At 35.4% G+C, this 22,950-nt stretch carries 28 protein-coding genes; all 28 read left to right on the plus strand.

Translation table 11 applies throughout. The features are described from left to right. Positions 1-50: 50 nt before the first annotated feature. The 28 genes from CD036_RS00200 (at position 51) to CD036_RS00325 (ending at position 22,941) form a co-directional block, all read left to right on the plus strand. Positions 51-317 carry a hypothetical protein gene (locus tag CD036_RS00200; RefSeq protein WP_103387751.1) on the plus strand — a complete coding sequence of 89 codons (267 nt, stop codon included), beginning with the start codon at positions 51-53 and terminating at the stop codon, positions 315-317. A gap of 18 nt (positions 318-335) precedes the next feature. After that, complete coding sequence (locus CD036_RS00205; protein WP_103387752.1) at positions 336-548, plus strand: hypothetical protein; 213 nt, start codon at positions 336-338, stop codon at positions 546-548. Between the two features lie 6 nt (positions 549-554). Further along, positions 555-932 (plus strand): hypothetical protein, encoded by a 378-nt coding sequence (locus CD036_RS00210; RefSeq protein WP_103387753.1) that lies wholly within the window; start codon positions 555-557, stop codon positions 930-932. Further along, positions 910-1,335, plus strand: a complete 426-nt coding sequence (gene dut, locus CD036_RS00215; RefSeq protein ID WP_371861091.1) for a dUTP diphosphatase — start codon at positions 910-912, stop codon at positions 1,333-1,335. Before CD036_RS00210 ends, dut begins: the two co-directional genes overlap by 23 nt. Before the next feature lie 36 nt (positions 1,336-1,371). Next, on the plus strand, positions 1,372-1,608 hold the full coding sequence (locus CD036_RS13005; RefSeq protein WP_115291389.1) for a DUF1381 domain-containing protein: 237 nt from the start codon (positions 1,372-1,374) through the stop codon (positions 1,606-1,608). Continuing rightward, positions 1,609-1,758: a transcriptional activator RinB gene (gene rinB / locus CD036_RS00225; protein ID WP_103387755.1), complete on the plus strand. Its 150-nt coding sequence runs from the start codon at positions 1,609-1,611 to the stop codon at positions 1,756-1,758. A 5-nt stretch (positions 1,759-1,763) separates the two neighbouring features. Then, positions 1,764-1,970 (plus strand): DUF1514 family protein, encoded by a 207-nt coding sequence (locus CD036_RS00230; RefSeq protein WP_103387756.1) that lies wholly within the window; start codon positions 1,764-1,766, stop codon positions 1,968-1,970. A gap of 13 nt (positions 1,971-1,983) precedes the next feature. Beyond that, the gene (locus CD036_RS00235) at positions 1,984-2,427 is read left to right on the plus strand and encodes a DUF722 domain-containing protein (protein ID WP_103387757.1); all 444 of its coding nucleotides are present in this window, start codon (positions 1,984-1,986) and stop codon (positions 2,425-2,427) included. 97 nt (positions 2,428-2,524) lie between these two features. After that, a complete protein-coding gene (locus tag CD036_RS00240) occupies positions 2,525-3,202 on the plus strand; it encodes a DUF559 domain-containing protein (RefSeq protein ID WP_103387758.1) in 678 nt (225 codons plus the stop codon). A gap of 431 nt (positions 3,203-3,633) precedes the next feature. Next, positions 3,634-3,963: an HNH endonuclease gene (locus CD036_RS00245; RefSeq protein ID WP_103388004.1), complete on the plus strand. Its 330-nt coding sequence runs from the start codon at positions 3,634-3,636 to the stop codon at positions 3,961-3,963. A 169-nt stretch (positions 3,964-4,132) separates the two neighbouring features. Further along, positions 4,133-4,597: a phage terminase small subunit P27 family gene (locus tag CD036_RS00250; RefSeq protein WP_103387759.1), complete on the plus strand. Its 465-nt coding sequence runs from the start codon at positions 4,133-4,135 to the stop codon at positions 4,595-4,597. Then, positions 4,584-6,278: a terminase large subunit gene (locus tag CD036_RS00255; protein WP_103387760.1), complete on the plus strand. Its 1,695-nt coding sequence runs from the start codon at positions 4,584-4,586 to the stop codon at positions 6,276-6,278. The genes CD036_RS00250 and CD036_RS00255 overlap by 14 nt, the downstream gene beginning before the upstream one ends. 12 nt (positions 6,279-6,290) lie before the next feature. Continuing rightward, a complete protein-coding gene (locus CD036_RS13065; RefSeq protein WP_157951724.1) occupies positions 6,291-6,467 on the plus strand; it encodes a hypothetical protein in 177 nt (58 codons plus the stop codon). Beyond that, a complete protein-coding gene (locus CD036_RS00260) occupies positions 6,467-7,711 on the plus strand; it encodes a phage portal protein (protein ID WP_244913816.1) in 1,245 nt (414 codons plus the stop codon). The genes CD036_RS13065 and CD036_RS00260 overlap by 1 nt, the downstream gene beginning before the upstream one ends. Further along, positions 7,692-8,249, plus strand: coding sequence for an HK97 family phage prohead protease (locus CD036_RS00265; protein WP_103387761.1), 558 nt, complete (start codon positions 7,692-7,694; stop codon positions 8,247-8,249). Before CD036_RS00260 ends, CD036_RS00265 begins: the two co-directional genes overlap by 20 nt. Positions 8,250-8,297: 48 nt before the next feature. Continuing rightward, on the plus strand, positions 8,298-9,638 hold the full coding sequence (locus CD036_RS00270) for a phage major capsid protein (RefSeq protein ID WP_103387762.1): 1,341 nt from the start codon (positions 8,298-8,300) through the stop codon (positions 9,636-9,638). A 14-nt stretch (positions 9,639-9,652) separates the two neighbouring features. Further along, positions 9,653-9,820: a hypothetical protein gene (locus tag CD036_RS13070; RefSeq protein ID WP_172606414.1), complete on the plus strand. Its 168-nt coding sequence runs from the start codon at positions 9,653-9,655 to the stop codon at positions 9,818-9,820. 9 nt (positions 9,821-9,829) lie between these two features. Next, a complete protein-coding gene (locus tag CD036_RS00275; protein ID WP_103387763.1) occupies positions 9,830-10,159 on the plus strand; it encodes a head-tail connector protein in 330 nt (109 codons plus the stop codon). A 20-nt stretch (positions 10,160-10,179) separates the two neighbouring features. Beyond that, a complete protein-coding gene (locus CD036_RS00280; RefSeq protein WP_172606415.1) occupies positions 10,180-10,452 on the plus strand; it encodes a phage head closure protein in 273 nt (90 codons plus the stop codon). After that, positions 10,449-10,868, plus strand: coding sequence for an HK97-gp10 family putative phage morphogenesis protein (locus tag CD036_RS00285; protein WP_103387765.1), 420 nt, complete (start codon positions 10,449-10,451; stop codon positions 10,866-10,868). Before CD036_RS00280 ends, CD036_RS00285 begins: the two co-directional genes overlap by 4 nt. Further along, entirely contained in the window at positions 10,861-11,271 is a 411-nt protein-coding gene (locus CD036_RS00290; RefSeq protein WP_103387766.1) for a hypothetical protein, read from the plus strand. Before CD036_RS00285 ends, CD036_RS00290 begins: the two co-directional genes overlap by 8 nt. Positions 11,272-11,277: 6 nt before the next feature. Further along, positions 11,278-11,883, plus strand: coding sequence for a major tail protein (locus CD036_RS00295; protein ID WP_103387767.1), 606 nt, complete (start codon positions 11,278-11,280; stop codon positions 11,881-11,883). Between the two features lie 69 nt (positions 11,884-11,952). Then, positions 11,953-12,489 carry a phage tail assembly chaperone G gene (gpG, locus tag CD036_RS00300; protein ID WP_103387768.1) on the plus strand — a complete coding sequence of 179 codons (537 nt, stop codon included), beginning with the start codon at positions 11,953-11,955 and terminating at the stop codon, positions 12,487-12,489. 198 nt (positions 12,490-12,687) lie between these two features. Next, positions 12,688-18,015: a peptidoglycan DD-metalloendopeptidase family protein gene (locus CD036_RS00305; RefSeq protein WP_244913817.1), complete on the plus strand. Its 5,328-nt coding sequence runs from the start codon at positions 12,688-12,690 to the stop codon at positions 18,013-18,015. Position 18,016: 1 nt separating this feature from the next. Beyond that, entirely contained in the window at positions 18,017-18,841 is an 825-nt protein-coding gene (locus CD036_RS00310; protein WP_103387769.1) for a phage tail domain-containing protein, read from the plus strand. A 10-nt stretch (positions 18,842-18,851) separates the two neighbouring features. After that, a complete protein-coding gene (locus CD036_RS00315) occupies positions 18,852-20,438 on the plus strand; it encodes a phage tail protein (RefSeq protein ID WP_103387770.1) in 1,587 nt (528 codons plus the stop codon). After that, a complete protein-coding gene (locus CD036_RS00320; protein WP_103387771.1) occupies positions 20,431-20,997 on the plus strand; it encodes a hypothetical protein in 567 nt (188 codons plus the stop codon). The genes CD036_RS00315 and CD036_RS00320 overlap by 8 nt, the downstream gene beginning before the upstream one ends. A gap of 18 nt (positions 20,998-21,015) precedes the next feature. Then, positions 21,016-22,941 (plus strand): phage baseplate protein, encoded by a 1,926-nt coding sequence (locus CD036_RS00325; RefSeq protein WP_103387772.1) that lies wholly within the window; start codon positions 21,016-21,018, stop codon positions 22,939-22,941. Positions 22,942-22,950: the final 9 nt, after the last annotated feature.

Genomic DNA, 22,950 nt, shown 5'->3' on the forward strand with positions numbered 1-22,950 from the left:
TCAATAAGCATGTGGTTAATGTGGGCAACTATGTAAAGGAGTGATGGCGAGTGATTAATTATGAAATGGCATTATCTGAAATTGAAATGTACAAAAAGGCACACGAAAGTTTAAGTGAAAATTTAACTCACGCAAATAAAAAAGCTCAACAATTCAAATCAGAACGCGACCAATACAAAACAGAAAATGAGAATTTAAAACATGAGTGGGATTATTTAGATAAATCTTTGGCTTCCTTGCAAGAAGATTATAATCACCTTGAAAGCCAGCATGATGAGTTATTTCGCAGATATGAAATGTTAAATGAATTAATTTAGATTGAGGAGTGATGGCGAGTGATATTAGAAAGTAAAATTAATAAACATATTATTCATAAATTAGAGCAAGAACGAGATATGTATAAACGTAATTGGGATAGGACGCTAAAAGAACGTTACAAGCTAGAGGTGGAAAATGAAAAACTAAAACAGCAGTTAAAAGAAACAAGAGAATTTTTTGTAGACATTAAAGTAGAGAATAGAGAATTAAAAAGAAAGATCAAGGAGTGATGGCGAGTGAGGTTAAATAAAAAATTAGAAACACAATTAAATTTATATAAAGAGTTCAATGAAAATCAAATTTTATTACATGAATTAAACAAAGCACTAAAACAACGTGACCAATACAAAACAGAACGCGACACACTAATCGACGACCTAACTTGGTATAAAGCAAAGGTTGAACGATTGGAACACGAAAACAAACGCCTGACACGCCTTACGCACAAACTAACTAACCACCGCATAATGTGGGATAACTTAAAAGATTGGCGTAAGGATATGCTAGAGATTGATAAAAATGATACGCAACTTATTGGTTTGGGTCTAGTTATGGACGATTTGGAAAAAGATTGGTTGTATAAGGAGGAAAATAATGAACAAACTAATATTTAAACGTACACATGAAGACGCAATTGAACCATATAGAGCAAACGCCACTGACAGCGGATTAGATTTATTCACATGTGAAGCTAAGGCACTAGATCCGGGAGAAACAGCAATCATTGATACAGGTATTGCTATTCATTTAGATGAAGGATATGAAGCGCAGGTTAGACCTAGAAGTGGTGTGACTGCTAAGACTAAATTGAGAGTACAACTTGGCACAATAGACAACTCATATCATAAGAGTATAGGTATTATTGTGGATAATATTGGCAAGCGACCAATTTCAGTAGATAAAGGTAAGAAACTAGCACAGTTAGTTGTGCAACGTGTAGCGTTACCAGAAATAACAGAGGTGGAAAGTTTTGAGCAAGAATCAGACAGAGGCGGATACGGGTCAACAGGATACTAAAGATATACTCACTAAGGTTAAGGAGTTGTTGAGGAAATGACGCAGTATTTAGTAACAACGTTCAAAGATAGTATAGGTCATGTACATCCACATGTGACTGCAGCTAAACCTAATCAAACGTATCAAGTGGTTGAGGCAGAGAGTAAGGAAGAGGCTGAGAAAATGGCAAAGAAACCTAAAGGATTATTAGAAGTAATACCATCTAGTTTTAATAACGGTCCTATTAGTAAGGCGTTATCAAAATCTACTACTTATAGAAAAGGCTGTGAGTAAATGAAACATATTAAACGCACATTATATATTGTATTGCTACTAGCATTATACGAACTAAGCAAGTACGTGACGAATGAAATACTGATTAAACTACAGGCTAACGATGATATAGATGGACCATGTGATTATGAAATAGATAAATGGAGGTAATGCATATGTGGGTAATCACGTCAATATTATTAGCTTGTATAGCTCTTATTTCGCTTATATATAATTCAATCAAAGATACCAAGATAGACGCACTGGAATATGAAGTGGCATATTTAACACATATTATATTTGAAAGACAGATACCACATAGAGAATTGACTGATGAGGAGATTCGAAAGATTAAAGATGAATGGAATAAACGCATTAAATAACTGGAGGTAGTGTATGAATCTAGGCAAAGAAGATTTACCTAAACTAGAACAGTTGTGGATTAAATATGATGAAATGAAGGGCCAGCTAGCCTATAGAAGATATGAAGTCCTTTATCAACCACAAGATACTAACATAGGTGGAGGCAAATCTAATATCGTTAGTAGTCCAGTAGAGAATGAGATAGTCAAGCTGCATAAAGATAAGACCTATCGTAATCTAAGTGAATCTATTGCGGCTATAGAAGATGTGTACCGTAATGCTACACCAGAACAGAAGGCAGTGATTGATTATAGATATTGGGATAAAGACGAGTTGGTTTATGAGTGGGAAGATATAGCCCATGAGCTAACTAAACAACGCAGTGACGATAAGATAATAAGCCGGTATGCAGTAATAAGGATACGTAATAAGGTGATGCAAGAGACGGCTAAGCGTATTGGGTGGATAAACTTCTAACCGCACTTTCCGTTTTGTAGATGTGCGGGCGAAAAAAATTTAAGATGGTATTATAGGCAAAGCCTATTAATAGTCACAGACGGGAGAAGTGGTAAAAGTGAATAGTCAATCAAATGGCAAACTGAAAACGTGTTGGTATTGTGGAACTAAAGGTTATCAAGAAAGAGGGTTTGGGGAAACGTATTTTGAAAAAAGGTACTTTCATGATGATTGCTTTGACAAGTATGAAAATGAAAAGGAATCAAACTTAGAAAAATATGTTGAACTAAAAATTAAAGTGATGCACGAACGTGCGTTAAGAATGTTAGAAAAACAAAAAGCTAACTTAGGGGATTACTTTGATGAAAGTGAAGCAGTGTTAGAAAAAGCATTGGAAGAACCTAATAAATTTTTATCTTCTGCTGAAATGGTAACAGCTATGGAATTACTTAGAAATCGTATTCGCTTTAAAAAAGAATATGCAATAGGTAACCATAAAGTAGATTTCCTTATACCTAGCTTAAAAGTTGTATTAGAGATTGACGGTAAACTTCATGATTTTCAAAAGGTTAAAGATACTAAGCGTGATGGGGTTATACTTAACAACCTTAATGAAAACGATAATGGTTGGGAAGTTGTAAGAATACCGACTAAGTATATCGAACAGAACGTTAGGCAATTATTAACGGCTACCGTAGAAATGAAGAAACACAAACAGGAACTACGTAGAAAGAATGGTGGCTTTATACCTACCTACTTCTCTAAGCGTGATAAAGAATATCACAATGGTCTGTAACTAATTTATATCATAAGGTACTTGTAAATAACAATCGTTCCAGTACCTATTAATACTATATTATATTGAGAACATACATTAACTTGTGTGTTCTCTTTTTATTGTTCATCACAACATAAGATCAATTACATTTACTTATTAACTTATATGAATGTGATTAACAATATCAAATCTAATCAACAAACTTAAAAGGTTTAATCAGTTTAAGAGATTGATCTAAACAAACAATTATATATTAAGTTGATTAGAAAGATAAAGTTAAGACAAGAAGAATTGATTTTGTTTTTCGACAAATAATATTTATATTTCTTTTTGTCTTTTCTTTTTTTATTTATCAAACTAAATTAATTATTTTAATTATAAATATTAAATGAAAGAAGTTGATTTATTTGTCTTTCATAGAACCAAAGATTCGTTTAGGTAATAAGACGATGACTCAAGACCAATTGCTAGAGCAACGCAAACGGAACAGTAAGAGGTACAATGCAAGCGTTCGATATGGTAAGGATAGTAAGTATACAGAGTTCTATCAATCGTCACAGTGGCGCTCTAAACGTAAGAGAGTGCTATTGCGTGACAAGTATTTGTGCCAAGAGTGTTTAAAGCAAGGTATTGTGAATGATAAACGTCTTATGGTCCATCATATTGTTGAGTTGAAAGATGATTGGAAACGAAGATTAGATATGGATAATCTGATTACTGTATGTACGGCATGTCATAACCGGATAGATCATAAGCCGAGACGCAGACCGGAAGTATAGCAACAGAAAAAGGCGAGGGTCGATTTGACCGCCACTTAAATAATTTTTTTAATTTATCGCTCGACCCCTTCGCTGTAGCAATTGTTGAAAATGAAATTCAAATATGTGGGGCTAAATACTATTCTGACGCTATTTAATTAAAGTTTATTCATGAAAGGAGTTGATTAAAGTGGCGCAAAGAAAGTTATTATCGCAACAAAAAAGTAGATTAACCAAAAATACACAAGAAACCAAGAAAGCTACAGAAGAAGCGCTTGGTCAACTAACTGAATTGAAGGACACAGCGCCAGAGTGGTTAGACAAAACCGCTAAAAAAGAGTGGAATAGGATATTACCGCTCATAAGAGAGTTGCCAGTGGCTGCATTAGACCTAGCATTACTGTCTATGTATTGCCAAACGTACAGTAATTACGTCAACGCTACTAAGCAATTAGAAAAAGAAATGGTGGTTGTAACTGAAAGAGGATCTAAATTATCAAGTTATTACACAATACAGCGTGACAGCATAACCGCAATGAACTCTATCGCTCCTAAATTAGGTTTAACTGTGGAATCAAGATTAAAAATACTTGAACCTAAAGAGTCCAAAGAAAATGCGGACCCTTTTGAGGATATGCTAAATGCCAAAAATTAAGGACCATGTAACCGACTACGCAACAAAAGTGGTTAATGGTGAAATGTTAGCGAGCGATAAAAATATAAAAGCATGTCAAAGGCATTTAGATGATTTAGAAAATCCTAATCTTGGTTATCAATTCGATGTAAATAAAGCAAATCACGTAATACAATTTCTAGAGATGCTTCCCGACCCAAAAACTGGTAAACAAATGAAACTTGCTAAATTTCAAAAGTTTATTGCTGGTTCGTTATACGGATGGATTGATGATGAAAATTACAGAAGGTATACGAAAGCATATCTCTCACTCTCAAGAAAAAATGGAAAAACATTGCTCATTTCAGGTCTTTCTCTCTACGAACTACTCATGGGTGATGACCCAGTTAATGAAAGGTTAGTTGGCTTATCTGCTAACAGTCGTGAGCAAGCAACCATTGCTTATGATATGACAATGGCACAAATACAATCATTGCGTGCTATATCTCCTAAAATTAAGAGTATGAGCAAAATAACTGAAAGTAAGAAAGAAGTATTAAACACGGTTGACCGAAGCAAAATAAAAGCTGTTTCAAATGATGCTTCCAACTTAGAAGGTTATCAATTTAGTTACGCAATCATAGATGAATACCATGAAGCTAAGAATAAAAATATGTATGAAACATTAAGACGTGGGCAAGTATTACTTGATAACCCTACACTTATAATCATTTCCACTGCTGGTAAAAATATGACTGGTCCGATGTATGAAGAATATATCTATATAGACAAAATATTAGATGGAGTAACTTCCAACGAGAATTATTTTGTTTATTGTGCTGAACAAGACAGCGAAGAAGAAATACATGACCAAGATACATGGATTAAATCCAATCCATTATTTGAAATACCAGCATTAAGAAAAGTATTAGCTAAAAATATTCAACCAGAAGTTACTGCTGCATTAGATAGTGGAAGCGGATTAAACGGAATATTAATAAAAAACTTCAACATGTGGCGTGCTGCAAGTGAAGAAGCATACCTTGAATTTGCAGACTGGAAAAAGAATGAAACTGAATTTGATATACATGACACTAAAACATACATTGGCCTTGATTTATCAAGAGCAGAAGATTTAACAGCTGTTTCATTCATTCACTTAGATGAAAAGAACAAACAATACTATGTAACCTCTCATTCTTTCGTAGGTACAAAAGGTGGCCTCCAATCGAAAATAGAACGAGATATGATTGATTATCAATATATGTCTGAACAGGGATATTGTACAATCACTGACTTACAGAGTGGGATTATTAATCCGACACAAGTGCTTGATTTTATTGAAAGTTATATCGCTAAATACAATCTTGATATACAAGCAGTTTGTTATGATCCATACGCTATACATTCTTATTTGCCCGGTATTGAGCAAAGGAATTGGCGTTATGAGTTAATTGAAATTAGGCAAGGACAACAAACATTATCTAATCCTAATATAGATTTTAGACTAAAAGTAATTAACGAAGAAATTAAACATCATAAAAACCCATTGTTAGATATGGCAGTTAAAAATGCTATCGCTAAAAACGTTAATGATGCAATTATGATTGAGAAAAAACTTAACAGAGAAAAGATTGACCCACTAATGGCAACTATATTTGCTTATGTAATAGCAAGTGAGCATGAATGGGAGAAAAAACGAGCATTACCAATGTTCATTTAAGGGGGTGTATGCGTGAAATTAACCAAAGATATATTAGTTATCCTATTTGCACTTATAGGCGTTGTATCAATCGCTTATGGTGCTTATTTAGCGTGGGAACCCTTAGGATTTATTATCGGTGGATTAATGCTAACTGGATTAGCGATAACAATTGATGACCCTTTCCAGAAGGGAGGTGGAAATAGATAATGGGAGTATTTAATTTTAGAGGTTTTAAACGTAGCAATGATGTAACTGTGGATAAATCAACATTAAGAATGCTAACTGAAACGGGTGGCATGGCTGGTATAACATGGTCGGGTATATCTTCATTAAAAAACAGTGATATTTTCACAGCTATTGATATTATTTCTAAAGATATAGCCAGTACAACGATTAAGTTTAATGATAAAGATAGTTATTTAGATGCAGACAAGAAGATTTTAAAACTGTTAAACAAAAGACCTAATGCACATTTAGATGCATGGCATTTTAAGTACATTCTTGTGGCCAATATGTTGTTAAACGGTAATTCCTATGTAGAAATTGTCCGTGATGAAAACGGAGACCCCGTTGAGTTATATCACATGCAAAATAGTGCAGTATCTATTCAACAACAAGACGACCAAATTAAATATCATTACATTGATGAATTAGATGGCCACGTTCAATTTGATACTGAAGATGTACTTCATTTCAGAATGTTTAGTTTAGATGGATTTAATGGTTACAGCCCTCTATTCTCGTTAGCTAATGAGATAGGAATATCAATGGGTAGTAAACGTTTCTTAGATGACTTCTTTAAAAATGGTGGTACATCCACTGCAGTATTGAAGTATGAAGATGGACGCTATTCTGATGAAGAATTAGGTTTAATCAAACAAAATTTCGAAAATAGCCAGCTAAAAAATAATAACGGTTTAGTCATGCTTGACGACACAATGGACTTTAAACGCTTAGAAGTACCTACAGAGGTACTGAATTTCTTAAATAGTTATAAGTTTAGTACGCAACAAGTTGCTAAAGCATTTGGATTACCGATGTCTAAATTAGGTATTGAAACAGTAAATACATCACTTAAAGATTCTGGTATTGAGTACTACAGAAACACCTTATATCCGATATTCTCAATGATGAACGCAGAAATAGAGGAAAAACTATTTGTCCAAGCACCGTATGAAGTATCGCTTGATTACGACGTATCACGCTTAATTGACAGTGATCCACAAATTAAGTTGGAACGTGTTACGCAATTGTTCCAGAAAAAAATTATGATGTTAAACGAAGCGCGTGCAGAGTTTGGATTAGATCCAGTTGAAGGTGGTGATGAACCGTTAGCTGACTTGAATACAATTCTATTAAAAGACTTACAAGCGTATCAAAATAGTAAGGTTCAGAAAAATATTGAATCCCTACAAAAAGGGGGTGAACCGAATGGCGAACAGTCAAATTGATACTGGACAACAAGAAATGGTTGTGGAAGGTTATGCGATTATCTTCGATACATTGAGTGACGACTTAGGAGGGTTTAAAGAAATTATAAATCCGAATGCACTAAGCGAAGTAGATATATCGGATGTTAAATGCTTAATCAATCATGATTTCAACCAAGTTGTAGGGCGTACACAAGCTAAAACATTAGAACTTTCAATAGACAGTAAAGGGTTGTACTTCAAATGTTACTTACCTAACACATCATACGCTAAAGATATATACGAAAATATCAAAGCGGGCAATGTGAACCAGTGTAGTTTCTTTTTTACATTACCACCCAATGATGATACTGCAAGAACATGGTCAAAAGTAGATGGCGAATATGTACAAACTATCAATAAAATTGATGAACTGATTGAAGTGAGTATTGTAACAATACCAGCATACCAAGAAACAACGGTTGCAGTTGGCCAAAGAGCTAAAGGATTAGACAAATTTAAACAACTGGAAAAAATGAAAATTGAGCTTGAATTGGAAGGTTTACGTATTGATACGTAGGCTATTTTTTATGCCAATTTTTAACAAAAACAAGGGAGGAATACCTATATGGCAACACTTCAAGAACAAGCGAAGTCGATTAATGACTTAATTGACCAAGCGCAAAAAGCTGTTAATAACGGCGATGTTGAAACTGCTCGTAAATTACAAGAAGAAATCCAACAAGCTAAAAATGCTTACAACGAGCAAAAAGAAATTGTGGACTCTGTGTCTGCTGAAGAAAAAATTAGTGGAGATTCAGAAGCGCCGAAAGACAAAACTGAAACGGAAGAAAAGAATGAAAAGCCGGATGCAGAACCACCTACTGAAGATAAAAAAGTAGATGAGCAACCGGAACAAGACAAAGAACCTAAAGCAGATGAGAAAGAACAACCGGAAGAAAAGCCGGAAACACCGGTTGAAGAAAAAACACCAGAAGAATTAGAAGAAGAAAAGAAAAAGAAATTAGGGGGCAAACGTTCTATGGCGAGACAAATTTTAGAAAACAAAGAAAATAAATATTCAGAGGAAACACAGGCCTTTTTAAATTATGTTAAAACAAAAGGTGCGCAACGTGACAACGTTACATCAGTAGAAGCACAACCAATCATTCCGGAAGATATTAAATATCAACCAGAAGAATTACCAGAAACGTTCGTTGACTTGAAGAAATTCGTTAACGTACAACCAGTAACAACTGCGTCTGGATCACATCCAATTTTAAATCCAGCACAAGAAACAATGGTAAGTGTGGAAGAATTAGCTAAGAACCCAGAGCTTGCTTCTCCTAAATTCACTGACATTGATTACAAAGTTAAAACTTATCGTGGTCAAATTCCAGTGTCACAAGAAGCACTTGATGATTCAGAAGCTAACTTAGCAAACATTATCGCTAGAAATAATGCACGACAAGCAGTAAACACAACTAACAAATACATTGCGGATGTAATGAAAACATTTGCACCGGTTGACACTGCAAACTTAGATGATATTAAACAAATTATCAACGTAGAGATCGACCCTGCGTACAATCTTTCATTAGTTGTATCTCAATCATTCTATCAAGCCTTAGATACATTGAAAGATAAAAACGGTCAATACCTATTAAAACAAGATATTACAAGCCCAACTGGAACAGTTTTATTTGGTCGTCCAGTATTCATTATTAAAGATGAACTATTTGGTGTTAAAGGTGATAAGAAAGCATTTATCGGTGATTTAAACTATGCAGTATTCTTTGCAGACCGCAAACAAGCATCTGTTAAATGGGTAGAAAATGAAATCTATGGTCAAATCTTAGCAGCTTACATGCGTTTCGACGTTAAAAAAGGTGTAGAAGAAGCGGGTCGTTTTATTACTTACACTGGTACGGCTGGCGACTTAGGTACAGGTTCAGAACCAACAGCATAATAGGAGGGATATAGATGGCTAAATATAAAGTTGTTAAACCTTATAAAGATTTAGAGTTAGACAAAAAATTAAAGAAAAATGACGAGGTAGAAATGACTGTCAAACGTGCTGATGAAGTTGAAAGTACTTTAAAAGCAAATGGGTTTGACGGTCCTTTTTTAGAACGTACAGATAAAAAGTAGGTGATACGTGTGTATGAACTTACGTTAGAAAACATCAAAAACGCAATACGTGTAGATCATGACTTTGATGACAACGAAATACAGTATCTTTATTTACCTGCTGCAAGGCGACAAGTAAAAGGTGCGATAACAGATGATGAAGGCTTTTACACATCCAACGATGAAGTAATAAGCCTTTTTAATTTGGCTGTTATCAATCATGTTGCACATCACTACGAAAATCGTTCTACTACAACGCAATTTGAGAAAGTCGAAACACCTCAATCATCACTTGCGTTAATACAAGCGTTAAGGGGTGAGTATGCAAAATGGAAATCGGCAAACTCAAGCACAGAATAAAAATTTATTCGGTTGAAAATATGATAAACGATGAAGGTGGATACGAGGAAGTACCTACTACTATCGCTACTCCGTTTTGTGAAGTGTCAAAAACTACTATTAAAGAATTTAGAAATGAGGACCTAGACACAAGACGTGAAACGATAGTATTTATCATACGTTATCGACAAAAAGCAGATATACATTCGGGGTTATTTGTGGAATTTAAAGGCAAGCAATACAAAATTGTAGCTATTGAAACGGACTTTCAAGACATGGAACGCCAACAGTTGAAATGTGAGGTGGTTGAATGACAAAACGTAGAGATTCCGATAAAGATATTTCAGACAAACTCAATAAGTTGATATGGGAAAGCGAGAAACAAGCTAAAAGGGCTGTTACTAATGCATCCAAAACTTATGAGGGTATTCTCAAAATGAATACGCCGGTATCTGATAAACAAACACATTCAGACCATGCGAGAGATGTTACCAAAATTTCTAATTTCCAACGTGACGAATCTTATCCTAAAAAAGAAGTTGGTTATCAAATGGGTAAATCACGTAAAGAATCTGGTTGGTATATCCACTTTCCAGATGTTGGTACAAAAGTTAGAGGTACAGTTGGACAACCACCACAACACTTTTTACGTAAATCTCACGAACAAGCAAAAGGGCCAATACTAGCTATATACCGTCAAGCTATGGAAAAGGTATTTGACGTTGACTAAGCACCCTATCGTGCGTATGTGGGATGTTTTGCGTAAAGATGAACAATTGGTATCTATGATGAATGAAGCCCGTAAAACAAGCGCTAAACAGCCTTTAATATACACATTTGAAATACCCGAATCATATCAGAAAACAGAAGAAGCACCATTCATGCGCTTAACAGAAATCATGAATGGCAATGCACTAGAAAACGATGGTGGCAGTGGTCATTATCGTTATTTATTTGCCGTTGAAACCTTTGGTAAGTCAATCAGTGATGTTCATTCAATAAATGAACGTGTGGTTGAAATTATCGAAAGTATCAATGGCATTTGTTTTGAAAGGGAGTTAAGCAAGGATGAAGATTTTAACCTTTATAACCAAATGCTTAGCTTCAACATTATTTTAACTAAAAAGGAGTAATAAACTATGGCAGATAAAAAAGTAGCAATTACATGTGAAGGATTTAAAATTCGTAAACAAGTTGGTAACGGTGTAGAAACAGCTGGTCCAATTACAGATGTACCAGGATTACAAGAAATCGAACTAGAATTAGAACAAGGTAATGAACCAGTATACGCAGATGGTGTTAAAAAACTAGCATTATTTAGTGGTATCACAGGTGCAACATTAACAGCTAACTTAATGGAACTAACTAAGGAAGAACGTAATGAACTACTTGGAGTACCTAATGAAAAAGGTATTGAAATGTACAAATCAGACCTTGTACCTCCTTACGTTTCGGCAACTTGGAAGTATCGTTGTAATGATGGTTCATATATTTATTACGGATTAACTCGAGGTAATTTCAACATTCCTGGTACAAGTGCTTCTACTATGGAAGATTCACCAGAACAACAAGACCAAATCGAAATGGAAGGTTCATTCATGCAACGTGAAGAGGATAAATTAGTATTCGCTCGTATTCACAGTGCAGATCCAGAATTTGACGAACAAGCATTCTATGACGCTATTCATGGAACAGTGACGACTGTACCAGATGGCGGCGGATCTACAGAAGAACCAGTAGCATAATTTGATTTAAGGCGACTTTAACCGGTCGCCTATTTTTGTATACAAAAATAATTTATAAGGAGCTTATATATGGCTAAAGTAACTTTAAAAATTGATGGTAAGAACAAAATGTTTTCTAAAGATAAATTGAATTTAGGTGCTATGAAAGCACAAGCAGAATTTGAGAAAGAATTACAAGCAGGCTTTGGTGTGGTTGGTGAAATGCAAAACTTATACCGAAAACACAGAAGTATTTTAAACAAAATTGAAAAAGTTGAAGAAAAATTAGGCGAAGCTGAAACAGACGAAGAACAAGAAAAATATTTCCAAGAACTAGATGACCTTGAACAAACTGAAGAATACAAAGATTTCTTGAAGAAATCAGAAGAATTAGACGAAAGAGCAAAAGAGGAAGAATCAGAAGATACATTTGAAATGTATGACGAATTTGCAGCATTACTTGTTAAAGTTTTTGACAATCAATTTACGATTGATGAAGTGTTTGACGGTTTAGAAGTTGAAAACTCTCTCGCTGACACTTATAGCAAAATTTTCGCTAACAACGACACGGGAAAGCAAACAAAAAAAGCGACTACAACGAAGGCAAAACAGCCGGCGAAGTCGTAGAAGATATATACGAAATTTACCGTCATTTTATCGAGGATGCACAGTATAAGCCACATGAAGTGGACCAGATTGTTATGGAAGATTTCAATAAGATATTTGCGACTAAGAAACGTAAGAAGAAAGCATCTAAAGTTGCTAAATCTGGTGCGTTAAGTCCTGAAGAAATGATGGCAATGCTATAAAACGGGAGGTGAGAGAATGGCGGATTTTAATTTGAGTGCAGAGGTATCGATGGATGTTGACCCCCTCAAAGCTTCCAAGACCACGATTGAGCGTAACCTTAAAGCTATAAACAAATCTCTACGCAACCAACGTAAAGAAATGAAGCAGAATGAAGTTAGCGCAGAATCTTTAGCACAACAAGAAACTGATTTAGGTCGCGCAATCAAGTTACAAGAGGGGTTATTGGCTCAGCGTAATAATACCCTAAACGAGATGCAACGACAAATGAAGCAAAGTAACAATGTAACTGATGAGCAAAAAATAAAGTTACAGAATGCGAGTCGTGCAGTACAGCAAGCTGAAAATCAGTTAAACGGTTATGAAAATGAATTAAAACAAACTCAAGCACAACAAAAACTATTAGGTCGCTCTACTGACCAAGTTAAAAATAGTTTGGGTCAATTACGTAATGAGGCTAAACTTACTGAAATGCGTTTTAAGCAATCAGAAAAAAGTGTACAGGGTTATAAAAGTCGTTTAGCAGAATTAAGTCACACTATGCAAAAACAAAAGGCACATACAGATTTGTTGAAAGGCAATCTAAGAGAATTAGAACGAGCACAACAAGGCAATAGTAGAGAAGCAATTGGATTGAGAAATGACTTAATTAAGGAAGCAATTGCCTTTCAAATATTACAAGGTCGTATTGATGAAACTACGGACGAATTAAAAGAGTATCAAAGACAACAAAGGCTTATGGGTACTGCTACTAATGCATGGGTTGGCGCTCGTGGAGAAATGGACCGTATCGCTACTACACTACGTAGTTTAGGAGAATTAACACAAGGTGTTGTTGGTGGTGTAATGACTACACATTTCTCTGCTCTTGTACCTATATTAGGTTCAGTAGTTAGTTTAGGTGCTGGTTTAGGAGGCATGTTGACTGCAGCAGCTGGTGGCGCTATCGGTATGGGTGGCGCATTCGGGATTGCTGGTGTAGCAGTTAAAGCATTTGCAGGTCAAGCGACGTACGCACTTAAAATGTTAGAAGATGGCCAATTACGAGTAACTAAAGAAGTTTCTGCATACCAAACTGCTTTAAGTGGTCTTAAATCTTCTTGGGAAGGTTTAATTGCACAAAATCAATCGTCAATATTCAACACGATGACAAATGGTATTAATACTGCTAGGCATGCTTTAACTACACTAAATCCTTTCTTAACTAAAACAGCTAGTCAAATAGAAACAGCTAGTGGAAAAATGTTGAATTGGGCTAAAACTTCAGGCAATGCTAAACGCGCATTTGATATTTTGAATACACAAGGTCCTAAGATATTCCAAAACTTGCTTAATGCAACACAAAGTTTTGTGAATGGATCTACAGCAATGTTCAATAAGTTGAGTCCACTTTATAGTTGGGCTTCTCAAGGATTTGCAAACATGGCTAAAAGTTTTGACAATTGGGCTAATTCAGTTCAAGGAACTAAAGCAATAAACGGTTTTGTAGAGTATACCAAAGTTAACTTACCTATTGTAGGGAGTATATTCGGAAATATATTTAGTGGCATAATTAGTTTATTCCAAGCATTTAGTGGTCATTCTCATAATGTTTTATTAGGTATACAAAGTGTAACAAAAGGTTTTGCTGAATGGTCTGCAGGATTGAAAAAGTCTGATGGTTTCCGACAATTTGTGCAATATTTAGAAACGAATGGTCCTAAAGTATGGTCATTAATTAAAAATATTACCGGCACATTATGGGGATTAGCTAAAGGAATGGCGCCAGTTGGTGCTGCAGTATTAAGCATAAGTGCTGCTTTCTTCAAATGGACTGCCACAATGACGAACGCACATCCTATGATAGGAAAGATATTAGGGCTACTAACTGCATTCGGTGGTGTAGCACTTCTAGCTGCAAAACCAATATTATTACTTAGAGGTGCTTTGCTAGGTGCAACAGGTGCAACGAAACTGTTTGGTAATGCTGGCGCAATCGCAGCAATAAAAACGAAATTAGTTACCGTAGCAACGAAAACATGGACTCTCGTATCGAAAGCTGCAGCATTAGCAACAAGAGGGCTAGGTTTAGCTATAAGATTCATGACTGGTCCTATTGGTTGGGTTATTACAGCTATTGGTTTATTAGTTGCTGGCATAATACATCTTTGGAAAACAAACTCAACGTTTAGAAATGTAGTAATCAATGCATGGAACGCTATTAAAAACACTGCTATATCAGTTTTTGGGTTCCTTAAACCTTATATTATTGGTATATGGAACGGAATTAAAACGGCATCTATATGGGTGTGGAACACATTAAAAACAGCTGCAGTAGCAACGTGGAACGGCATTAAGTTTGCAGTACAAAACCCAATAAAAGCGCTGAAAATAGTGTTATCTGCAATATGGAATGGTATCAAAACCGCAGCCCTTTGGATTTGGAACGCATTAAAAACAGGCGTTGTAAACGTAGTTAAAGCGTTGGTTGCTGGTGTTAAATGGTATATTAACACAGTTAGAACAGTAGTATCTACAGTATTTAATGCTGCTAAAGCAATCGCTATTAGAATATGGACTTCAATTAAGAACACAGTTGTTAATTTAGCCAAAGGTCTATGGATTGGTGTGAAAACAGCATTTAATTGGCTTAAAAATGGAGTTATAACAATATTTAATGCTGTTAAGAATTTTGCTATTAAAGTATGGACCACAATAAAAAATGTAGTTGTTAGTCGTGCAAAAACACTTTGGACGGGTGTTAAAGCTGCGTTTAACTGGTTGAAAAATAGCGTTGTTTCAATATTTAATGCAGTCAAAAACTTTGCAATCAAAGTGTGGACTACGATTAAGAACACTGTAATAGCTAGGGCTAAATCATTGTGGAATGGCGTTAAGAATGCATTCACATGGCTTAAAAATAGTGTAGTATCAATCTTTAACAAAGTGAAGAACTTTGCTATTAGCGTTTGGACAACAATTAGAAATAGAGTCGTAAGTTTTGCTAAGTCACTATGGAATGGTGTTAGAAATAATTTTAACTCTTTAAAAAATAGTGTTACCTCCATTTTCAATAAAGTTAAAGGATTTGCCATAAGCGTTTGGAACACGATTAAAAATAAAGTCGTATCTTTTGCTAAAAGTTTATGGACTGGAGTCAAAAATACTTTTAACGACCTAAAAAGCGGAGTCTCAAACATATTCAAAAAAGTTAAAAATGGCATCATAGACAAATGGGAAACGATTAAGAGTAAAGTTACTGGCATTGCTTCTAGTTTGTGGGATTCGGTTAGAGGTACTTTTAATAAGATGAAAGACGGCTTATCAAGTATCATTGATAAAATTAAAGGCTTCATTAACGGAATGGTTGATTCAGTTAAAAAAGGTCTAAATAAACTTATCGATGGTGTTAACTGGGTCGGCGACAAATTAGGTATGGATAAACTACCTAAAATCAAACTCCACACGGGTACTGAACACACAAACACAACTACGAATGTTGTTAAAAATGGCAAGATAGCACGTGATACTTTCGCCACAGTTGGGGATAGAGGACGTGGTAATGGTCCTGGTGGATTCAGACACGAAGCTATTCGTTATCCTAACGGTAAGATGGCACTCACACCTAATAGAGATACAACTACATTTTTACCGCAAGGATCTACTGTGTATAATGGTGCTCAAACACACGCTATGTTAAGTAACAGCAATCCTGCATTTTCAAGAGGTACATTACCTAGATTTGCTAGTGGCACTTTAGGTAAGAAAAAACCTAAGAAACAGAAAAAAGGCGATAACATATTTGGTGACGCTTGGGATAAAACTAAAGACGGTGCAAAAGTCGTTTCCGGTAAAGTAGTTGATGGTGGTAAGGCAGTCGTTAATAAAACTCTTGAAACTGCAGCAAAAGGTAAAAAATGGATGGCAGACAAGATTGGCGATGTCATGGATTGGATAGAAAAACCAGGCAAACTACTTAATAAAGTACTAGAAGGTGTTGGCCTTAACTTAGATGGTTTCGGCATATCTAAAGCTGCTAGTTTACCTTATGACATGATGAAAGGTATGTTCGGCAAGCTTAAAAAAGCTGCTATAGATACATTCACATCATGGATGGAAGAACAAGGTGGAGACGGTGGTTATATCGACTTATCCAAAGGAATCAACTTCCCATTCAGTCCGAATGGTAGAGCGCCAGGTTATCCTTTCGCTGGCCCACATATGGGTGTAGACCTTAACTATATATATGACAAACTTTACAGTGTTTTAAACGGTAAAGCCACAGCTCGTAAAGGGTGGAACGGTGGCTTTGGTAATATGGTTGATATTGTGAAAGGTAACCTCAAAGTTATTTATGGTCATATGAGTAAACACGCTTTCGGTGGTAGTAAGAATGTTAAACCTGGTGATTACTTAGGAGTATCTGGTAACTCTGGTCGTTCGTCAGGACCTCACTTACACTTTGAGGTGCAGAAAAATGGCCAACCAATCGACCCAATTAAGTGGTTAAAGCAAAACGATGGTGGTGGCGGAAATGGTAAATGGAAATCTAAAGTTAAACAAGCTGCCAAAGCCACAGGTGTAAAATTATCTGGGTCAAAATTAAATGATATTCTTAAACTTATTCAAACTGAATCTGGTGGACGTGCAGGCGTTACTCAACAGATAAAAGACGTTAACTCTGGAGGAAATGAAGCACAAGGATTATTGCAATATACTCCAACAACATTTAGAGGGTATGCTACTAAAGGTAAAAAGAATATCAAAAATGGTTATCACCAACTTATGGCGTTCTTCAATAACTCGAACTGGTCAAGTGACTTAGCAGCATGGAAACGCAGAATGGCTAGAGGTTCTACAGGTTGGGGACCAACTGGTAGTCGTAGAGGTTATGCTACTGGCACAAACAACGCCCCACGTGGATTAGCTCAAGTCTTTGAAAAAGGCGGAGAGATTATGAATTTACGTGGTGGTGAGCAAATCATTCCTAATGACGTATCTATTGCAGCGATTAAATCAGTAATAGAGAGCGATATATTCAATCGTACTCAATCAGCTGTGTATGACGGTATTTCAAGATATGCTGACCAGCTTAGAGATAAACAGCAAATGGCTACACGTGAGCAAATGGAATTACAACGGTTATCACAAGCTAATGTAGATATACAAGAGCAAAACAGTATATTAAAAGATATGCTTTACACAATGCAAGATTTACTACAGTCCAGCAGGAACAATGAAGGTTACAACCAAACAACGGCTAATAAAAACATGACTTTAAACGGTGAAAAAATAGCAGAAGATACAAACTATCGATTAGGACAACAATCAAGAATGAAAACTTTCAATTTAGGAGGTAGATTATAAATTGGATAAAACAGTAAAAATGTTCAATGATAATTTTGAACAAGTACTGACAGACCTCCCCAACCTCACTTTTTTAGATTATGAAGAAGAAGATGTTGCTGTTCAAACAAACACATTAGAGGTAAAAGGGCGTGATGGAGTATTAGTTGGATCTAATACCTTTGGTCCTTTTAAATTGATTTTAAACTTTGTATATGAAGGTGTGGACACTGAAGATTACCACTTATTTAAGCAAAGAATGAGAGGGCTCCTTTTTAGAAGGGAGCCTTTTTATATTACGCATTCAGATATGCCAGGTAAAAAATACGCTGTGTACTGCGAAAGTCACACCATAGAAGATGTGTACGACAGAAACGGTAAATTCGAGGTTTCTTTTAATGTATATAAAGGCTATAGCGAATCTTTAAAAAACACTTTAGATGTTAATTTTTTATCGGACAATTGGCAATTTGAAGGTGGTTTGATTTCAGACAAAGAAATCAAATACAAACATAATTCAAAACGATTTGAAATATGGAATGGTAGTTTCGACACTATCGACCCTCTAACACATAAGTTGATTATAAGAATTAAAGCTGATGCTCCTAATGGATTTAAGATGACCAATCACATGACGGGTCAGACTGTTATTTATTACGGTAGTTTACAAAGCTATCAAACGTTAACTTTCATTGGTGTACATCCAGTTATAGGTGATGAAAGAGTAGGTGCTAACACTAACCATGAATGGATTGAATTATTACCAGGATTCAACAACATAGAAATCGATGGTGTGGGTGTTTCGAACGTTTCAGCAGAATTTGAATTTGATTTTATTTATAGGTAGGTGAGTATTTTTGAAAAAAGAACTTGTTATAGAAAATAAAGCTGGTAACTTTGCAGAAATACTTACTGACTATGACCCTGATTCATTTAAGTATGAATATGAAATTAATAACGAAAGATCAGTTACATTTACAGCGTATAAAACAGTAGGGCGTGAAGATATTTTCGATATGTTGACTAATGAAAATTACATCATATATGAAGGGCAATATTTTGTTATTAAATCAAGTGCTATCAAATACGATAGTCAAGTTATTGCAAATGAAATTATAGCTAAGCATATATTCATGGAGTTTCAAAATCACTATATCGATAAAGATGTGGAAGATGAAGAACTTAACACTGAAGTGACAGAAGAAACAACACCTAACTATACAATGCAACAATATATTGAATTTGGGTTTAAAAACAATCCATTAGGGTTCACTTATGAGATTATTGGAGATTCAAACAATCGTGCACCCGTGGAAGAGTTAGGTAATAAAAACGGGATGGAACATATTGTAGCGGGCGCTGAATATTTTAACTATATATATTTTGCAGATAACAAAATGATTTATTTCTATCAACCCGAAACATTTTATCAAAGAGCTAACACACCAATTATTTATAAAGGTAATTCTGATGAGTTAACAGCCACTGTGGTTACAACGGATCTAAAAACAATAGGTTTAGGTTATGGCAAGAAAAAAACTAAAAAAGAAACTAAGAATTATACGCCTATTAAACCTAAAGACTTAAAGTATTCTGGTAACTTTACTAAAGAAAGCATGTGGAACACATCAGAGGTTGGCGCTAGCTATAGTAAAACATTCACTTGTAAGTGGGGTAACGAAACGCTTACTTGGACACGTAAAAGAGGCTCCAAAGGTGGTAAAGTAGATATTTATTTAGATGGTGCAAAATTAGATTCCTTTAACACATATAGTAAAACGTCTAAAACAGATTCGCTAGTAATAGCAAAGAATCTTGATAAAGGTGAGCATACCTTCAAAGCAGTATTTAGAGGGGCTCAATCTGGCGTAGATTATAAGAAAAAACCAGCTCAAATGATGATAGGTACTGAAAAAACGACAATATTAAACCTTACAGCAGTGTTAAAAGGTTCGGATGTTTATTACGCTACTACAACTTACAAAAGCCCTAATTATGAAGCATTTGGCCACATACAAGCACCTACAATATATTCTGATTCTGCTACTACAGTAGCTCAAGTAGAAGAACAAATTAAAGAAGCAATGAATGATGAACCAACTGTGGAATTGTCTACAAACTATTTAGGTGAAGCAGATGACAAACGTTACATCATTGAGGACGACATAAAAGAAAACAGTTTAGTTCGGTTTATTCATCGTCCACTGGGCTTTAACACAGAGTTGAAAGTGGTTAAATTCACTAAATATCATCCTCAAGCACAAAAACCTAATGAGGTGGAATTTAGCAACTCTAAACAAGATATTATATCTATTCAGAACCAAATTAACTTAAGAATCAAACGTGCGAATAGCATGATAGCCAACGGAAATTGGAATGTGAACAAGAATGTACAACAAGACTTTTACAGTGATGTTATGGGGAGTGTGTTAACAGATGGCTGAAATTAATGCAAGGCAATTACTAGATGCTAAAGGTGAGGTGTACTTCCCATTTACTCATGCCACTTGTGTGGAAGGTATACCTGACGATATTTCAGACTTTGACATAGGAACAGTAAAAGAAGATGTGAGTAACGTACAAACAGATGTAAGTACGCTGCAGTCTCAAATTAGTAACTTACAAAATGCAATTGCTAATATGCCTACAGTGAGTGATACGGGTTGGATAAACATTCCTCTTGCTACAAATGTACAAGCATATTCAACAACGCAAACTCCTAAAGCTAGAATGGTCACAATTAACAATGGTGTGAAATTCTTGAGCGTACGAGGTGCAGTAAAAAATGTTACTGCAGGACAAACGATAGGAACATTGCCAAGTACAATGATCAGTTCGGTTGCTGTTGCTATTGATTACGCACAATCTATGCATGCTACAAACGGATTTGCCAATTTTAACAGGTGGACAGTACTGACTACAGGAGAGATTAGGCTTCAATATTCCACTACTACAATCACAAGTACACAGTGGGTACCAATAGACATAACATTAATGCTTTAAAGATGGGAGAAATGATAAATGCTCAAACTACAAAAAAGTTTAACAACCACTTTAGGTTATGATTTCAGACAGCAATTACACACAAATTTTTTGCGTACTGAAAATTTTAGCAATGAATTTTACAATCAATTTGTTTATCACAAAACAGACGAACTAAATGCACACGGTTCGCAACAAATCACAGATAAACGATTTAAGACAGTAGAACGTGGATTAAATGTTTTAAACAATCGTTACAACAATTTAGTTTTAAGTAAAGGTAAAAACAGCTTACAAGAAGTTAAAGATGCAAGGTTAGATAATAAAGGTGTGTCACATCCTACATTGTTTGACCGTCTACAATCAGATACAACCGCTTTTGAATTAGATAAAGAAAATGTACTACGTTCAGTTGAAGAAGCGAAACAACAAGTATTATCACAAGAATTTGCGTTTGATATACCTAAGCAAAACTGGCAATATTTAACTAACCTATCGCCCTGGACCAACTCAGTAATGCAAAGTTTTTATATTGATAACAAAACAAGTCTAATTTACATGACACAAGTATATTCAAACGGTTATAAGATTTCTAAATTAAAATCAAATGGTCAATTCATGGCACAGATGTATGTTGAAGGTGGTGGACATGGTACACATAATGGTTATCGCTGGGAAGATGACAAATTTTGGATCTATTCATATATTAATGACGATGAAGGATTTGGAAAAATTGTGCGTTTTAGTTTTAGACCAGATGTAACGATTACCTATGGTGATTATGACATGGAAGAAGTGTTTACAGGTCATCCAGAACTTCCTTATATCACACCAGTCATTAATCAACAAGAGAATTTGATTTTATATCGTATTCAATACCCATCGAGCGAATGGGACGCTAGAAATGCATCAAATTATATTGAAGTAAGACGATTAGAAGATGTAGATGCAAGAGTTGACAACGTACTATACAAATTCGACTTACCTAGACACTTAACAGGTGGTGGCGATGGTTCTCAACCTATGCAAGGTGTAGACTTTGGTGAAGGTGAATTGTATTGGTACACTGGAGACTCAAAAGTAGAGAATCCTAATTTTTTAACTGTATTCGACTTAGAAACAGGTAAACAAAAATACCAGAAAGAAGCAGATATTGGTAAGAGTGGAAATCTCTACCCTGGCAACTTCCAAGAAGCAGAGGGTATGCAGTTATATTATGACGAGCCGACAGGTAAAAAAGCATTATTAATAGGTGTAACATTAGGTGCCGGGAATTATCGTTCACACGAGATTCACGGTATTTTTATGCGCGATGTTTATGACAAACTAACAGCACAAGCAGTGCCACAATCAATAATGGAATCTGGTGGACGTACTAAAACATTACCTGTGCATAACTTTACTAAATTATCCGACATTATCGAAGCAGGTGAATATTACCTTTATACTGCAGATATTCAAAAGTTAACTGACTTCCCGTTACCAAAAGAAATGAGAGATGCGGGATATTGGTTAACAGTTTCAGCGCCTAACCAAGCCGGACAAGTGAAACAAACGTTAACAAGAAGTACATTTGTACGAGATATTATGCAGTTTACAAGAATTGTTTCTATAAATAAATTCTCTGACTCTAATGACGCAACAAATTGGAATCACATTGGCTCACGTTCTATGGGTGGACCATTTGAATATGTACCAGATCATATTACCAACGTAAATCAATTGGGTATCATCAGTGACAAAACTTGGTATATCACAGCAACCAGAAGTAAGGAATTACTAGACTTACCAATCACTGGTGTAGGTATGACGGCATTAGTGGAAAACATTAGCCCATATGTGTTTAGAGTGACGTTGACACGTGTAACAACAACCTCGACCGTACAATTGTATATTGCATATTTCTCAAATACTAAGTACGAACGTACTTCACCATGGACACTAATGGACGGTAAAACAATATAGGGGGTTAGA

Source organism: Staphylococcus arlettae, assembly GCF_002902345.1.
GTDB lineage: Bacteria > Bacillota > Bacilli > Staphylococcales > Staphylococcaceae > Staphylococcus > Staphylococcus arlettae.